This is a genomic window from Kitasatospora sp. NPDC022856 (genome assembly GCF_055561235.1).
Window position 1 is genome coordinate 13,953 of the sequence record NZ_JBVHHE010000016.1, and the last position, 16,161, is coordinate 30,113.

At 72.4% G+C, this 16,161-nt stretch carries 9 protein-coding genes; 6 read left to right on the forward strand and 3 right to left on the reverse strand.

Annotated elements, in window-relative coordinates; translation table 11 throughout:
- Positions 1-14 precede the first annotated feature (14 nt).
- Positions 15-1,196 carry a winged helix-turn-helix domain-containing protein gene (locus ACZ34W_RS21290; RefSeq protein WP_465606197.1) on the reverse strand — a complete coding sequence of 394 codons (1,182 nt, stop codon included), beginning with the start codon at positions 1,194-1,196 and terminating at the stop codon, positions 15-17.
- 170 nt (positions 1,197-1,366) lie between these two features.
- Positions 1,367-1,957, reverse strand: a complete 591-nt coding sequence (locus ACZ34W_RS21295; protein ID WP_465606199.1) for a GNAT family N-acetyltransferase — start codon at positions 1,955-1,957, stop codon at positions 1,367-1,369.
- Between the two features lie 251 nt (positions 1,958-2,208).
- Between ACZ34W_RS21295 and secA the strand changes: the two genes are divergently transcribed.
- On the forward strand, positions 2,209-4,971 hold the full coding sequence (secA, locus tag ACZ34W_RS21300) for a preprotein translocase subunit SecA (protein WP_329487900.1): 2,763 nt from the start codon (positions 2,209-2,211) through the stop codon (positions 4,969-4,971).
- A gap of 296 nt (positions 4,972-5,267) precedes the next feature.
- Here secA and ACZ34W_RS21305 read toward each other — a convergent pair whose 3' ends face one another.
- On the reverse strand, positions 5,268-5,807 hold the full coding sequence (locus tag ACZ34W_RS21305; RefSeq protein ID WP_465606202.1) for an Rv3235 family protein: 540 nt from the start codon (positions 5,805-5,807) through the stop codon (positions 5,268-5,270).
- 349 nt (positions 5,808-6,156) lie between these two features.
- On the opposite strand from ACZ34W_RS21305, the gene ACZ34W_RS21310 reads away from it, so the two are divergent.
- The 5 genes from ACZ34W_RS21310 to ACZ34W_RS21330 all read left to right on the forward strand — a co-directional run bounded on the left by ACZ34W_RS21310 (position 6,157) and on the right by ACZ34W_RS21330 (position 15,832).
- Positions 6,157-7,221 (forward strand): patatin-like phospholipase family protein, encoded by a 1,065-nt coding sequence (locus tag ACZ34W_RS21310; protein ID WP_465606204.1) that lies wholly within the window; start codon positions 6,157-6,159, stop codon positions 7,219-7,221.
- A gap of 325 nt (positions 7,222-7,546) precedes the next feature.
- Complete coding sequence (locus ACZ34W_RS21315) at positions 7,547-8,056, forward strand: DUF6912 family protein (RefSeq protein ID WP_329487897.1); 510 nt, start codon at positions 7,547-7,549, stop codon at positions 8,054-8,056.
- Positions 8,057-8,161: 105 nt separating this feature from the next.
- Positions 8,162-8,818 (forward strand): HAD family hydrolase, encoded by a 657-nt coding sequence (locus ACZ34W_RS21320; RefSeq protein WP_465606206.1) that lies wholly within the window; start codon positions 8,162-8,164, stop codon positions 8,816-8,818.
- A gap of 155 nt (positions 8,819-8,973) precedes the next feature.
- Entirely contained in the window at positions 8,974-10,599 is a 1,626-nt protein-coding gene (pruA, locus tag ACZ34W_RS21325) for an L-glutamate gamma-semialdehyde dehydrogenase (RefSeq protein ID WP_465606397.1), read from the forward strand.
- A gap of 283 nt (positions 10,600-10,882) precedes the next feature.
- A complete protein-coding gene (locus ACZ34W_RS21330) occupies positions 10,883-15,832 on the forward strand; it encodes an NAD-glutamate dehydrogenase (protein ID WP_329487895.1) in 4,950 nt (1,649 codons plus the stop codon).
- The last annotated feature ends 329 nt before the right edge of the window (positions 15,833-16,161 follow it).

Below are 16,161 nucleotides of genomic sequence, written 5' to 3' on the forward strand. Positions count from 1 at the left end.
GGCCCGGTGCCGGCTCAGTCGGCGAGCAGCTTCTCCAGCGCCGGGCGCAACGCCTCGTCGTGCAGCGCCTCCACCCGGACGCTGTCGCAGCCCACCCACGCGGCCGCCTCGCGCAGCGCGGTCGCCAGCGCCCCGACGTGCCGCGCGGAGTCCAGCGAGACCTGACGGGCCACCAGGGTGCCGCCCGCCCGGGCCGGATCGACCCGGCCGACCAGCTGCCCGCCAGCCAGCAGCGGCATCGCGAAGTAGCCGTGCACCCGCTTGTGCTTGGGGGTGTAGGCCTCCAGCCGGTGCGTCATGCCGAAGATCCGCTCGGTGCGCGAGCGGTCCCAGATCAGCGAGTCGAACGGCGAGAGCAGCGTGGTGCGGTGCCGGCCGCGCGGGGCGGTGGCGAGTGCGGCCGGATCGGCCCAGGCCGCGGCGGGGGCGCCGGCCGGGCCCCAGCCCGCGACCCGCACCGGGACCAGGCCGGAGTCGGCGAGCACCGCGTCCAACTGCTCGGCCTTCAGACGGTGGTAGTCGAGCAGATCGGCCCGGGTGGCCACGCCGAGCGCGGCGCCGGCCTGGGCGACCAGGGTGCGCAGGCAGTCCTCGTCGGTCGGCTCCGCCTCGAACAGCTCGGTGGGGATGGCCTGTTCGGCCAGCGCGTAGACCCGCTTCCAGCTCCGGCGCTCGGTGCAGACCACGTCGCCGAAGGCCAGGGCCCGCTCCACCGCGATCTTGGTGTCGGACCAGTCCCACCAGTCGGCCGTCTTCTTGGCGCCGCCCAGCTCGGTCGAGGTGAGCGGCCCCTCGTCGCGCAGCTTGGCCAGGACGGCGCGGTAGGTGGCGGCGTCCACCTGCATGCCCCAGACGTGGGCGCGCTCGCGGTAGCCCCGGCGGCGGAACGCGAAGAGCGGCCACTCCTCGATCGGCAGGATGCAGGCCGCGTGCGACCAGTACTCGAAGCTCGCTCCCGACGCCCAGTAGGCCGCGTCGACGGCGGGCCGGCCGACGGCGCCGAGCCGGGCGTACGGGACCAGCTCGTGAGAGCGGGCCAGCACCGAGATGGTGTCGAGCTGGACGGCGCCGAGGTGGCGCAGCACTCCGCGGACGCCGCCCCGGCGGCCCGGCGCGCCGAGCAGGCCCTGTGCGCGCAGGGCGATCCGGCGGGCCTCGTCGGCGCCGAGGGTCGCGGCGGGAGTCATGACGGTCATGTCGGCGAGCGTAGACCGCGGCACCGACAACGCCCCGGCCCGGAAGGACCGGGCGCCGGGGCGTGGTCGGCGGCCGTCGGCGGGGTGTGGCGGCGGGGCGGGGCTCCGGAGGGGGGTACGGAGTCGGGGCGGGGCTCCGGGGTGGGTACGGAGTCGGGGTATGTGGCGGCTCAGTCCGCGAGGTCGGTGGCGAGGTCGGTGGCGAGCAGCCCGCCGACCCAGGAGTCGCGGAACTCGCCGCGCTGCTCGGCGTACGAGCGCAGGGTGCCCTCGAAGCGGAAGCCGACCTTCTCGGCGACCGCGCGGGAACCCTCGTTGCCCACGTACGCCGTCCACTCCAGCCGGCGCAGGCCCAGCTCGGTGATCGCGTGGTGGGCGACCGCGCGGGCGGCCTCGACGGTGTACCCGCGGCCGCGGTGCTCCCGGGTGGCCCACCAGCCGACCTCGGCGGTCCCCGGCCTGCCCGGGACGCGGACCAGCCCCTGGGTGCCGACCAGGGCGCCACCGGCGCGCTCGACCACGCACCAGACGAGGTTCTCGCCGGTGCGACGGCCGTTCACGGCCAGGTCGTTGACGAAGTACTCCGCGTCCTCGCGGCGGTACGGGCTGGGAACGACCGTCCAGCGCTGGATCTCCGGGTCCTGGCAGGCCTCGAAGATCGCGTCCAGGTCGGATTCCCGGGGCGGTCGCAGGAACAGCCGCTCGGTGACCAGGAGGCCGGGAACGGAGTCGGGCGCGGTGGGCTCGGGGTGCTCTGCCATGAACGGATTATTCCGTGCAGAAAGGAAACCGGGCATCCGAATAACCGGCTCGACCGCTCAACCGCCCGGGTAGCTGACCGTTTTGCCCCGGTGGGCGATGCTATCGGGCCATGTGCCCGCACGGGTGACACGGGAATAGCGTGCTGACGCACCTCCCGGGGTGTTGGACTCCTCGCATACGATGGCCCGTGCGGTGGGGTAAACCCGTCGTGCAGTCGTCCAGTGCCAATACAGGCAAGGAGCCCGCTCAAGTGTCCGTCTTCGACAAGATCCTGCGCGCCGGCGAAGGCAAGATCCTTCGCAAGCTGCAGCGGATTGCTGCCCAGGTCAACTCCATCGAAGAGGACTTCGTCAACCTCACCGACGCCGAGCTGCGCGCGCTGACCGACGAGTACAAGCAGCGGATCGCGGACGGTGAGTCCCTGGACGACATCCTCCCCGAGGCGTTCGCGACCGTCCGCGAGGCCGCCCGGCGAGTGCTCGGGCAGCGGCACTACGACGTCCAGATCATGGGTGGCGCCGCGCTGCACTTCGGCTACGTCGCCGAGATGCGCACCGGTGAGGGCAAGACCCTGGTCGGCACCCTGCCCACCTACCTCAACGCACTGACCGGCAAGGGCGTCCACCTGATCACGGTCAACGACTACCTCGCCGAGCGCGACTCGGAGTGGATGGGCCGGGTGCACCGCTTCCTCGGCCTCGAAGTCGGCGTGATCCTGGGCAACATGACGCCCGCCGAGCGCAAGCGCCAGTACGCGATGGACATCACGTACGGCACCAACAACGAGTTCGGCTTCGACTACCTGCGCGACAACATGGCCTGGTCGAAGGACGAACTCGTCCAGCGCGGCCACAACTTCGCGGTGGTCGACGAGGTCGACTCGATCCTCATCGACGAGGCCCGTACCCCGCTGATCATCTCCGGCCCGGCGGACCAGGCGACCAAGTGGTACGCCGACTTCGCCAAGCTGGTGCAGCGCCTGAAGATCGAGCGCGACTACGAGGTCGACGAGAAGAAGCGCACCGTCGGCGTGCTGGAGGAGGGTGTCACCCGGGTCGAGGACTACCTCGGCATCGACAACCTCTACGAGTCGGTGAACACCCCGCTGGTCGGCTTCCTGAACAACGCCATCAAGGCCAAGGAGCTGTACAAGCGGGACAAGGACTACGTCGTGATGAACGGCGAGGTCATGATCGTCGACGAGCACACCGGCCGCATCCTGGCCGGGCGCCGCTACAACGAGGGCATGCACCAGGCGATCGAGGCGAAGGAGGGGGTGGAGGTCCAGAACGAGAACCAGACGCTGGCCACCATCACCCTGCAGAACTTCTTCCGCCTGTACGACAAGCTTTCCGGAATGACCGGTACCGGTACCACCGAGGCCGCCGAGTTCCACCAGATCTACAAGCTCGGCGTGGTGCCCATTCCGACCAACCGGGACCCGCTGCGCATCGACCAGCCCGACCTGATCTACAAGTCGGAGCCGGCCAAGTTCGCCGCCGTGGTCGAGGACATCGCCGAGAAGCACGAGAAGGGCCAGCCGGTGCTGGTCGGCACCGTGTCGGTGGAGAAGTCCGAGTACCTGTCGCAGGAGCTGCGCAAGCGCGGCATCCCGCACGAGGTGCTGAACGCCAAGCACCACGAGCGCGAGGCGCAGATCGTCGCGCAGGCGGGCCGCAAGGGCGCCGTGACCGTCGCCACCAACATGGCCGGCCGTGGCACCGACATCATGCTCGGCGGCAACTCCGACCACCTCGCCGCGGCCGAGCTGGCCCAGCGCGGCATCACCCCGGTGGACACCCCGGAGGAGTACGAGGAGGCGTTCCCGGCCGCGCTGGAGAAGGCCAAGGCGTCCGTGAAGGCGGAGCAGGACGAGGTCAAGGCGGCCGGTGGCCTCTACGTCCTCGGCACCGAGCGGCACGAGTCCCGCCGGATCGACAACCAGCTGCGCGGCCGTTCCGGCCGTCAGGGCGACCCGGGCGAGTCCCGCTTCTACCTGTCGCTCGGCGACGACCTGATGCGCCTGTTCAAGGCCGGCATGGTCGAGCGCGTGCTCTCGATGGCGAACGTGCCCGAGGACGTGCCGATCGAGTCCAAGATGGTCACCCGCGCCATCGCCTCGGCGCAGACCCAGGTCGAGCAGCAGAACTTCGAGATCCGCAAGAACGTCCTCAAGTACGACGAGGTGCTGAACCGCCAGCGCGAGGTCATCTACGGCGAGCGCCGCCGCGTCCTGGAGGGCGAGGACCTGCAGGAGCAGGTCGGCCACTTCATGGACGACACCGTCGAGGCGTACGTCAAGGCGGCCACCGGCGAGGGCTACGAGGACGACTGGGACCTCGACAAGCTCTGGACGGCGCTGAAGCAGCTCTACCCCGTCACCCTGGACCTGGAGCAGCTGGAGGAGGACGCCGGCGGCACGGCCGGACTCACCCCGGAGTTCCTCACCAAGGTCATCCAGGAGGACATCCAGGGGCAGTACGGCGCCCGCGAGGACCAGCTCGGCGCGGAGATCATGCGCGAGCTGGAGCGCCGGGTCGTCCTCTCGGTGCTGGACCGCCGCTGGCGCGAGCACCTCTACGAGATGGACTACCTCCAGGAGGGCATCGGCCTGCGGGCCATGGCGCAGCGCGACCCGCTGGTCGAGTACCAGCGTGAGGGCTTCGACATGTTCACCGCCATGATGGAGGGCATCAAGGAGGAGTCCGTCGGCTACCTGTTCAACCTGGAGGTCCAGGTCGAGCAGCAGGTCGAGGAGGTGCCGGTGGAGGACGCCGAGGTGCTGCTCGACAAGCTGGAGAAGGACGCCGCCCGTCCGGAGATCAAGGCCAAGGGCCTGGAGGCCCCCAAGCCGCAGCGGCTGCACTACACGGCCCCCTCGGACGAGGTCGGTGGCGGTGTCGTCGAGGGTGACTTCGAGGACCTCGCGCCGGAGGACGAGGGCGACGGGCTGACCCGCGCCGAGCGCCGCAAGGCCGCCAAGTCGGCCAAGGGCCGCCGTCGCAAGAGCTGAGGCGGGGCCGGTCCGCCCGGTCCGCCGCCACGCAGGGCGCCACTCCCGCAGGGGGGTGGCGCCCTGCGCCGTTGCGCCGGTGCCGCTGCCGGTGTGGCTGCCGGTGCCCACGGCGTCGGCGGGCCGGTCGGACCGTGGGGCGGGGTCGGACCGCGGGGTCCACGCGGCCCGTGCGGGCCGCGTGGCGCCGTCGCGGAAGCCGCCGTGGGCACCTGGTGCGGGCCGGCCGCCGCAGCCCGGTGCGGCGCCCGTCCGGGACCGGGGGCGGTGCGACGGGAGGGGCGCGCCGGGCGGGTTCACCGGGCCTCCACGGCGGTGCACTGCCACTGCCCGGCCGCCCCGCGCTGCTCCAGCCGGAACGCCACCACGTGGTGCCGGCTGCCGAGGTCGACCCGGACGCAGGCCTCGATCGCGTCGGGCGAGGGCGACCGGTCGTGCACCGGCCCGAGCCGGGGCCGGTCGGCGGCGCCGCCGCGCCGCAGGATGCCGATCCGGACGAGCGAGGCGAGCTGGCCGTAGCCGTCCAGGCTGGTGTGCCGCATCAGCTGGCCGGACGGCCGGGCGCCGGTGAGCACCTCGACCAGCTGGTGGGCGAACCGTGTGCTCAGCCCGGTGTGGGGGCCCGGGGCGGCGGGGGCGGCGCAGGCGGTCCGGGGCCGGCGCGGTCGCCGGCCGTCGTAGGGGTGGTGGCCGGTCCGGGCGGTGGGGTGGTGCGGCCGGTGCGGGTGGGCCGAAGGGCGGACGGGCCGGCCACCGTGGCCGCCGGGCGGTACGGCGGCCGGCCCGGCGGGTCGGGGGGCGGGCTGGGCGGCGGCGGGGACCGGGCTGGTGGTCATGGGGCCCTCCCGGGCAGTTGGTGCGGGTACGGACGGGTCCTTGGTAGCCCGGTGCCGCACGGGGCGGCAAGCGGGTTCGGCGCATCCGGCGGGCCCGCCCGCGGTCTCACCTATCCGGGTGAAAGACCCGGCGCCGCAAGGGCTGCCGGGCCCGTCGGGAGGGCGCCCGGTTGACGTACCGGGGCCAGCGGGAAGGCCCGAAAGGGGACACCCCGCACCGTCGGGACGGGCGGCGCGCCCGTCGGGCGCGACGTTGCGCCGCCTGGCCCTGGGCGCGCACGATCGGAGCCGGTCCGGGAACCGTGGAGGACGGACCACGACAGCGCCCCGACGAGGACAGGCGGCCGGCATGACGACATGGGTAGCGCAGACACGGGCGTCGTCGTCGGCGGCGCCCGCCGACGGCCGGCCCCGGCGCGGCCTGGTGCTGGGCGGTGGCGGGATGCTGGGCGCGGCGTGGACGGTCGGCGCGCTCTGCGCCGTCGAGGAGGCGGTCGGCTGGCGGCCGGGCGACGCCGAGGTGGTGCTCGGGACGTCGGCGGGCGCGATCCTCGCCGCGATGCTCGCCGGTGGGGTCGGTACCGGCGAGCTCCGCGACCACCAGCGCGGTCTGCCGATTCCGGACGGCCCGCTGGCCGGGGTGGCCTTCGACTACGAGACCGCGGTCGGCGGGGCGCTGCCCCCGCGCCCGCGCGCCGGCATCGGCTCGCCGGGCCTGCTGCGGGACGCCGTCCGCCACCCGCGCGAGTACCCGCTGCTGACCATGGTGTCGGCGATGGCGCCGCACGGCCGCGGCTCGCTGGAGCCCGTCGGCGAGCTGGTGCGCGGTCTGCTGGGCGGGGACGGCTGGCCGGCCGGCTCGCCGCTGCGGGTGGCGGCGGTGGACTACCGCGGCGGCCGCCGGGTGGTCTTCGGCGATCCGGGCGCGCCGGCCGCCGCCGTCGCCGACGCGGTGATGGCCTCCTGCGCGATCCCCGGCTGGTTCGCCCCGGTCCGGGTGAACGGCTCGGCGTACGTGGACGGCGGCTGCTGGTCGGCCACCAACGCCGATCTGATGCTCGGCCGCGGTCTGGACGAGGTGTTCGTGCTCGCCCCGATGGCGCTGCGGCTGCACCCGCGCGGGCGCGCCGAGCCCGGTCGCGGCACCGTGCTGGCGCTGCGCGAGTGGCGCGCCCGGGACCGCCCGCGCGGGGTGCTCGCCCAGCTGGTCGGCCGCTACCGCCGGGCGGTGACCAGGCAGCTGATGCGGGAGACCCGGTTGCTGCGGGCGAGCGGCGTCCGGGTGCACCTGCTCGCGCCGACCCTGGCGGACCTGACGGTGATGGGCCCGAACATGATGGACCCGGCCCGCCGCGGAGCGGTGTTGGAGAGCGCGCTGCGGACCAGCCGGGCGGCCCTGGACGGCGTGCGGTGATCCGGCCCGCGCGCGGGGCAGCGCGTGCGGCGGGTCGTGGCGGTCGGGGGCGCGTGCTCGGGTCGAGGGCGTGCCCGGCCGCCGGGGGCGCCCGGTCCCCTCGCGTGCGGTGATCCGGCCGGCGCCCCGGGTGGTCGGCGGCCGTGTCGGGCACGCCGCAGGGCCGCCGGCCGGCCCGGTTCCCGGCGGCACCGGCGGTGCGCGGCGCCGTCGCCGGGAGCCGGCGGTGCGGGCGGGAGTGAGCGCGTGATCACGGATGCCACCCCGGCGCTTATTCTTGGGGCGCTGGAAGCTGTGCCGCTGGACGAACCGGAGAGTGCCACCGATGCGCGTGTACGTGCCCACCACCCTGACCGGCCTGGCAGCGGCGCACCCGGGCGGCGCCCTGGAGCAGTCCGCGGCGTACGCCGTGACCCCCGCGCTGCGCGAGTGGTACGTCAGTGACGACCTCGAAGAGCTGGAGTACGCGGCGCTGAACCGGGCCGCGCAGTCCTCGCTGCGGCTGCTGGCCGCCGACCCGCAGGCGCCGCGCCGCCGGGTGGTGGTGGCGCTGGACGTCGCCGACTCCGCGGTGCGGCCGTTCCCCGGCGACGAGTACCAGGACCAGGCCTCGCTGGGCCGGGTGGTACTGGCCGGGCCGGTGCGGCTGGCGAAGGCGGCCGCGGTGCACGCGGACGTGGCCGACCAGGAGGTGGTCGCGGACGTCGAGGCGGCGGTCGCGGCCGTCGCCGCGGCCGACGAGGGCGATCAGGACGCCCAGTTCACCGTGGACGGCGCCGAGGACCACGAGCTGCTCTGGTTCGCCACCCAGGAGATCGCCGCCCTGCTGCCCTGAGCCCGGCCCGGGCGGCCTGAGCGGCCCGCCTCGCGCCGCCCGCCCGCCGGGCCCCGGCCACCCCGTCGTACCGCTTCGTCGGTGACCGGGGTTACCGTTCCCTGCGTGCGCACTCATATCGTCTGGGACTGGAACGGCACGCTCTTCCACGACATGGAGGCGGTGCTCGGCGCGAGCAACGCCGCGTTCGCGACCATCGGCATCGGCCCGATGACCATGCAGGAGTACCGCGAGCAGTACGAGATCCCGATTCCCCGCTTCTACCAGCGGCTGCTCGGTCGGATGCCCTCCGACGCCGAGTGGCTGCGGCTCGACGACGTCTTCCACGACCGCTATCTGGAGCTGAGCGTGGCGTGCGGGCTGACCGAGGGCGTGCTGGAGCTGCTGAGCGGCTGGGGGGAGGGCGGGCACAGCCAGTCCCTGCTGTCGATGTACGAGCACCACAAGCTGCTGCCGGTGGTCGACGGCTTCGGCCTGACCGGTCACTTCCTCCGGGTGGACGGCCGCAGCGGGCCCGCCGGTGGCCAGAAGGCGGAGCACCTGGCCAGGCACCTGGCCGCGCTCGGGGAACAGGTGGACCCGGCCCGCACGGTGCTGATCGGCGACGCCGCGGACGACGCGCTGGCGGCGCTGAGCGCGGGTGCGCACGCGGTGCTGTACACCGGTGGCTCGCACACCCGGGCGAAGCTGGAGCCGGTGGGCGTCCCGGTGGTGGACAGCCTGGCCGAGGCCGTCGAGCTGGCCGCGAGCCTGGTCGGCTGAGTCCGGCCCGGTGGCCCGGCGTCCGGTGGCCCGGCGCCCGGACGTGGCGCGAACCACGTCCACCGGTGGCGTGTCCGAGCGGGCGAACCGGCCCTCCGCTCGTCAGTCTGGATTGACGCCAGGCCATCAGGACGACGAGCGGAGCCGCCATGCCCATCGACGCAGTCACCCAGGTCCCGACCCCGGGCAACGAGCCGGTGCACGGGTACGCGCCCGGCAGCCCGGAGCGGACCGGGCTGGTGCGCCGGCTGGACGAGCTGGCCGCCGAGCAGATCCCGCTGCCGATGACCATCGCCGGCGAGCAGCGGTTCGGCGGCGGCGAGCGGATCGAGGTCGTCCAGCCGCACCACCACGCGGCGAAGCTGGGGGTGCTGGGCAACGCCACCCGGGAGGACGCCCGGGCCGCGGTGGACGCGGCGCTGGCGGCCGGGCGCGAGTGGCGCGGGCTGTCCTTCGACGACCGGGCGGCGGTCTTCCTGCGCGCCGCCGACCTGCTGGCCGGCCCCTGGCGGGAGACCCTCAACGCGGCCACCATGCTGGGCCAGTCCAAGACGGTCCAGCAGGCCGAGATCGACTCCGCGTGCGAGCTGATCGACTTCTGGCGGTTCAACGTGCGGTTCGCCCGCGAGATCCTGGCCGACCAGCCGATCTCCTCGCCCGGGGTGTGGAACCGCACCGACCACCGCCCGCTGGAGGGCTTCGTCTACGCGGTCACCCCGTTCAACTTCACCGCCATCGCCGGCAACCTGCCGACCGCGCCGGCCCTGATGGGCAACACCGTGGTCTGGAAGCCGGCGCCCACCCAGACCCTGGCCGCGTACTACCTGATGCGCCTGCTGGAGGCCGCCGGCCTGCCGCCCGGGGTGATCAACATGGTGACCGGCGACGGGCAGCAGCTCTCCCAGGTGGCACTCACCGACCCCGCCCTCGCCGGGCTGCACTTCACCGGCTCCACCGCCACCTTCCAGTCGCTCTGGCAGACCGTCGGCGCCAACATCGGCGGCTACCGGACGTACCCGCGGATCGTCGGCGAGACCGGCGGCAAGGACTTCCTGCTCGCCCACCGCTCGGCCGACCCGGCGATCCTGCGGACCGCGCTGATCCGCGGCGCCTTCGAGTACCAGGGCCAGAAGTGCTCGGCGCTCTCCCGGGCCTACCTGCCGCGCAGCCTCTGGCAGACGATCAAGGACGAGTTCCTGGCCGAGGTGGACGCGCTGGCCGTCGGCGACGTCACCGACCTGTCCAACTTCATGGGCGCGCTGATCGACCGGCGCGCCTTCGAGAAGAACCGCGACGCGATCGACCGGGCCAAGGCCGACCCGACGGTGGAGCTGGCGGCCGGCGGGCAGTACGACGACGCGATCGGCTGGTTCGTCCGCCCCACCGTGCTGGTCTCCTCCGACCACCGGGGCGAGATCTTCCGCACCGAGTACTTCGGTCCGATCCTGGCCGTCCACGTCTACGAGGACTCCCGCTGGGAAGACGTCCTCCGACGGGTGGACTCGGGCGCGCCGTACGGCCTCACCGGTGCGGTGATCGCGCAGGACCGCTACGCCATCGCACAGGCGGTGGAGGAGCTGCGCTTCGCGGCGGGCAACTTCTACATCAACGACAAGCCGACCGGCGCGGTCGTCGGCCAGCAGCCGTTCGGCGGCGGCCGGGCCTCCGGCACCAACGACAAGGCCGGCGCCGCCCAGAACCTGCTGCGCTGGACCTCGGCGCGGTCGATCAAGGAGACCTTCGTCCCGCCGACCACGTATGTTCACCCGCATATGGGCTGATGGCGAACACAGCGGGTCGGATTGGACATGGTGTCCAGGACGGCGGGATCTTCCTGCAGGATTGCGCCTCCCTGTCCCCTGACACCTTCGAATCGGCCCGTTAGGCTGGCTGGCGTCGTCGGGTGGCTGCAGGCCGAACGTCTCGTCCTACCCGCTGCGGAGGTGTTTCATGCGCGCCATGGAGACCTTTCAGCCGGTTGGTGCGGCAGGATTGCGGTGGACCCGGCGGTGAGACCACACACCACCGAGTCACGCAACGGCGCGCGACAGGAGCCAAGAAGTCATGCAGACCAAGCTGGACGCAGCCAAGGCCGAACTGCTCACGAAGGCAGCAGCAGCCGCTGAGAACAGCCAGGTGGGGGGAGCGGCGCCGGGGGAGGGTCTGAGCAACGGCGCTCTGACCGCGTACCTGCACCACTACTACCTCCACACCGCGCCCGAGGACCTGGTCGACCGCGACCCGGTCGACGTGTACGGCGCGGCCGCCTCCCACTACCGCCTCGGCCTCAAGCGCCCGCAGGGCACCGCCGAGGTCCGCGTGCACACCCCGTCGGTGGAGGAGAACGGCTGGTCCTGCGGCCACACCGTGGTCGAGGTCGTCACGGACGACATGCCCTTCCTGGTCGACTCGGTCACCAACGAGCTGTCCCGCCAGGACCGGGCGATCCACATCGTGATCCACCCCCAGCTGGTGGTCCGCCGTGACATCACCGGCAAGCTGCTGGAGATCCTGGACATCGACGCCTGCGCCCGCAGCCAGGCCGCCGGCGCCGAGTGGCCCGCCGACGCCGTCGTCGAGTCCTGGATGCACATCGAGGTCGACCGCGAGACCGACCGCGAGGACCTCCGCGCGATCGAGGCCGACCTGCGCCGGGTCCTGGGCGACGTCCGCGAGGTCGTCGAGGACTGGACGAAGATGCGCGAGTCCGCGCTGCGGCTCGCCGACGAGCTCGCCGAGGAGCCCCCGGCCCACCTGCCCGAGCAGGAGGTCGGCGAGGCCTGGGAGCTGATGCGCTGGCTGGCCGACGACCACTTCACCTTCCTCGGCTACCGCGAGTACGACCTGGTGGAGCACGAGGGCGAGGAGGTCCTGAAGGCCGTCGCCGGCACCGGCCTCGGCATCCTGCGCTCCGACCCGCTCAGCCACGACGACGACCACCACCCGGTCAGCGAGGCCTTCGGCCGGCTCTCCGCGCCGGTGCGCGCCAAGGCCCACGAGAAGAAGCTGCTCGTCCTCACCAAGGCCAACAGCCGCTCCACCGTGCACCGCCCGGCCTACCTCGACTACGTCGGCGTGAAGAAGTTCGACGCCAACGGCGAGGTCGTCGGCGAGCGCCGCTTCCTCGGCCTGTTCTCGGCCGCCGCCTACACCGAGTCGGTCAGCCGCATCCCGGTGGTCCGCCGCAAGGTCCAGGACGTCGTCCTCAGCTCCGGCTTCTCCACCGAGAGCCACGACGGCCGCGACCTGGTGCAGATCCTGGAGACCTTCCCCCGGGACGAGATCTTCCAGACCCCGGCCGAGGAGCTGCTCCAGATCGCCACCAGCGTGCTCTACCTCCAGGAGCGCCGCCGGCTGCGGCTCTTCCTGCGCCAGGACGAGTACGGGCGCTACTTCTCCGCGCTGGTGTACCTGCCGCGCGACCGCTACACCACCCGCATCCGGTTGCGCCTGATGGACATCCTGATGCAGGAGCTCAACGGCGCCTCGATCGACTACACGGTCTGGTCGACGGAGTCCGTGCTGACCCGACTGCACTTCGTCGTCCGGGTCACCCCCGGCAGCGAGCTGCCGCACCTGACCGACGCCGAGATCGAGCGGATCGAGGGCAAGCTCGCCGAGGCCGCCCGGTTCTGGATGGACGGCTTCAACGACCAGCTGCACCTGGAGCTGGGCGAGGAGCGGGCCGCCGAGCTGTCCCGCAAGTACGCCAACGCCTTCCCCGACGGCTACCGCGCCGACTTCACCGCGCGCACCGCCGTCGCCGACCTCAAGCAGATCGAGTCGCTGCACGGCGAGGGCGACTTCCGCCTCAACCTGTACCAGCCGGTCGGCGCGGGCGACGACGAGCGCCGCTTCAAGATCTACCGGGTCGGCGGCCCGATCTCGCTGACCGAGGTCCTGCCGGTCCTGCAGCGCCTGGGCGTCGAGGTGCTCGACGAGCACCCCTACGCGCTGACCCGCTCGGACCAGACCACCGCCTGGGTCTACGACTTCGGCCTGCGGCTGCGCGAGGCCGTCGAGCTGACCGACGAGGCGCGCGACCGCTTCCAGGAGACCTTCGCCGCCACCTGGACCGGCAAGGCCGAGAACGACGGCTTCAACGAGCTGGTGCTGACCGCCGGGCTGACCTGGCGCCAGGCGATGATGCTGCGCGCGTACGCCAAGTACCTGCGCCAGGCGGGCTCGACGTTCTCCCAGGACTACATGGAGGACGCGCTCCGCAACAACACCCACAGCACCCGGCTGCTGGTCAACCTCTTCGAGGCCCGGCTGAGCCCCAGCCACCAGCTGGGCGCGGCCGAGCTGACCGACGCCATCCTGGAGGAGCTGTCCGGCGCGCTGGACGAGGTCGCCTCGCTGGACGAGGACCGCATCCTGCGCTCCTTCCTGCACCTCATCAAGGCCACCCTGCGCACCAACTTCTTCCAGCACACCGGAGAAGCGGGCGCCTGGCACTCCTACGTGTCGATGAAGTTCGACCCGAAGGCCATCCCGGACCTGCCGGCCCCGCGCCCCGCGTTCGAGATCTGGGTGTACTCGCCGCAGGTCGAGGGCGTGCACCTGCGCTTCGGCAAGGTCGCCCGCGGCGGTCTGCGCTGGTCCGACCGGCGTGAGGACTTCCGCACCGAGATCCTGGGCCTGGTCAAGGCGCAGATGGTGAAGAACACCGTCATCGTGCCGGTCGGCGCCAAGGGCGGCTTCGTCGCCAAGCAGCTGCCGGACCCGTCGGTGGACCGGGACGCCTGGCTGGCCGAGGGCATCTCCTCCTACAAGACCTTCATCTCGGCGCTGCTGGACATCACCGACAACCTCAAGGGCGGCGAGGTCGTCCACCCGGCGGACGTGGTCCGCCACGACGAGGACGACACCTACCTGGTCGTCGCCGCGGACAAGGGCACCGCGACCTTCTCCGACATCGCCAACGGCGTCGCCGAGTCGTACGGCTTCTGGCTGGGAGACGCGTTCGCCTCCGGCGGTTCGGCCGGCTACGACCACAAGGGCATGGGCATCACCGCCCGCGGCGCCTGGGAGTCGGTCAAGCGCAACTTCCGCGAGCTCGGCCACGACACCCAGTCCGAGGACTTCACCGTCGTCGGCATCGGCGACATGTCCGGTGACGTCTTCGGCAACGGCATGCTGCTCAGCGAGCACATCCGCCTGGTCGCCGCCTTCGACCACCGGCACATCTTCCTCGACCCCAACCCGGACGCGGCCGTCTCGTACGCCGAGCGCCGCCGCCTCTTCGAGCTGCCGCGCAGCTCCTGGGACGACTACGACAAGTCGCTGATCTCGACCGGCGGCGGGGTCTTCCCGCGCAGCGCCAAGTCGATCCAGCTGACCTCGCAGGTGCGGGCCGCGCTCGGCGTCGAGGAGAGCCGGCTCACCCCGGCCGAGCTGATGAAGCGGATCCTCCAGGCGCCGGTCGACCTGTTCTGGAACGGCGGCATCGGCACCTACGTCAAGGCCTCCACCGAGACCAACGCCGAGGTCGGCGACAAGGCCAACGACGCCATCCGGGTCAATGGCGAGCAGCTGCGGGTCCGGGTCGTCGGCGAGGGCGGCAACCTCGGCTGCACCCAGCTCGGCCGGATCGAGTACGCGGCGTCCGGAGGCCCGCAGGGCGCCGGCGGCTGGATCAACACCGACGCCATCGACAACTCGGCCGGGGTGGACACCTCGGACCACGAGGTCAACATCAAGATCCTGCTCAACCAGGTCGTCGGGGACGGCGACATGACGGTCAAGCAGCGCAACCAGCTGCTCGCCGAGATGACCGACGAGGTCGGCCACCTGGTGCTGCGCAACAACTACGCGCAGAACGTGGTGCTGGCCAACGCCGTCGCCCAGGCGACCAGCATGGTCAACGTCCACTCCCGGATGATCAACCGCCTGGAGCGCGACGGCCGGCTCGACCGCGGGCTGGAGTTCCTGCCCACCGAGCGGCAGATCCGCGAGCGCCAGCAGAACGGCCGCGGCCTCTCGCAGCCCGAGCTGTCGGTGCTGCTCGCCTACACCAAGATCACCCTGGCCGACGAGCTGCTCGCCACCGAGCTGCCCGACGACCCGTTCTTCCGCACCGCGCTGCACGAGTACTTCCCCAGCGCGCTGCGGGCCCGGTTCGCCGAGGCGATCGACAACCACGCGCTGCGCCGCGAGATCATCACCACGCTGATCGTCAACGACACGATCAACCGCGGTGGCTGCACCTTCGCCTTCCGGCTGAAGGAGGAGACCGGCGCCACGTACGAGGAGATCGCCCGGACGCACACCGCCGCGCGGGCCGTCTTCAGCCTGGAGCAGATCTGGTCCGAGATCGAGGCCCTGGACAACCGGGTCCCGGCCGGCGCCCAGACCAGGATGCGGCTGCACTCGCGCCGGCTCGTCGAGCGCGCCACCCGGTGGATGCTCAACAACCGCCGCCAGCCGCTCGACATCGCCGGCACCATCGAGTTCTTCCACGACCGGGTCAACCAGGTCTGGGGCTCGCTGCCCAAGCCGCTGCGCGGCGAGGACCTGGCCTGGTTCGAGTCGGTCTACGGCGAGCTCGCCGCGGCCGGCGTGCCGGAGGAGCTGGCCACCCGGATCGCGGGTCTGTCCTCGACCTTCCCGACCCTGGACATCACCGAGGTCGCGGACCGGTCCGGCAAGGACGTCGCCGAGGTCGCCGAGCTGTACTACGACCTGGCCGACCGGCTGCAGATCACCCACCTGCTCGACCGCATCATCGAGCTGCCGCGGACCGACCGCTGGTCGTCGATGGCCCGCGCGGCGATCCGCGAGGACCTCTTCGCGGCCCACGCGGCGCTGACCGCCGACATCCTGGCCTGCGGCCCCGAGGGCGCGACCCCCGAGGAGCGGTACACCGCCTGGGCGGAGCTCAACTCCACCCTGCTGAACCGCGCCAAGAGCACGCTCGACGACATAAGGGGTTCGGACAACTACGAGCTGTCCAGCCTCTCCGTCGCGATGCGCGTCATTCGCACCCTGCTCCGCACGGGTTCGATGCGCTGACGACCGGGAGCCGGACGGCCCGGACGGCGGGGCCGCGTCTTCGGACGCGGCCCCGCCGTCGTCGTTCTCCGGGTCGGCGGCCGGGGCTGCGGCCGGGTCGGCGGTAGGGGCTGCGGGTCGGCGGGAGGGCGTCGAGGCGGAGCGTGTCAGGGCGGTCACTCCGGGTGCGAATCCGTTTGTGGCCCGGATGTGAGGTGCGGGTGAACGCGGGGTCACAATGTCCGGTACGTCGGCCCCGAAGTGTCGTCAGGTGGCGGAGTTCCTCCCCAACTGCCCTGATTGGCAACTGTTCTGACATGCCAAGAGTTGCAGTAAGCTAACTCCGCGAT

Excerpts from the sequence above, each read along its gene's own strand:
- ACZ34W_RS21315 (WP_329487897.1), top strand. The coding sequence starts at position 7,547 with ATGCGCGTGTACGTGCCCACCACCCTGACCGGCCTGGCAGCGGCGCAC.
- ACZ34W_RS21310 (WP_465606204.1), top strand. The coding sequence starts at position 6,157 with ATGACGACATGGGTAGCGCAGACACGGGCGTCGTCGTCGGCGGCGCCC.
- ACZ34W_RS21290 (WP_465606197.1), bottom strand. The coding sequence starts at position 1,196 with ATGACCGTCATGACTCCCGCCGCGACCCTCGGCGCCGACGAGGCCCGC.
- ACZ34W_RS21295 (WP_465606199.1), bottom strand. The coding sequence starts at position 1,957 with ATGGCAGAGCACCCCGAGCCCACCGCGCCCGACTCCGTTCCCGGCCTC.
- ACZ34W_RS21305 (WP_465606202.1), bottom strand. The coding sequence starts at position 5,807 with ATGACCACCAGCCCGGTCCCCGCCGCCGCCCAGCCCGCCCCCCGACCC.
- ACZ34W_RS21330 (WP_329487895.1), top strand. The coding sequence starts at position 10,883 with ATGCAGACCAAGCTGGACGCAGCCAAGGCCGAACTGCTCACGAAGGCA.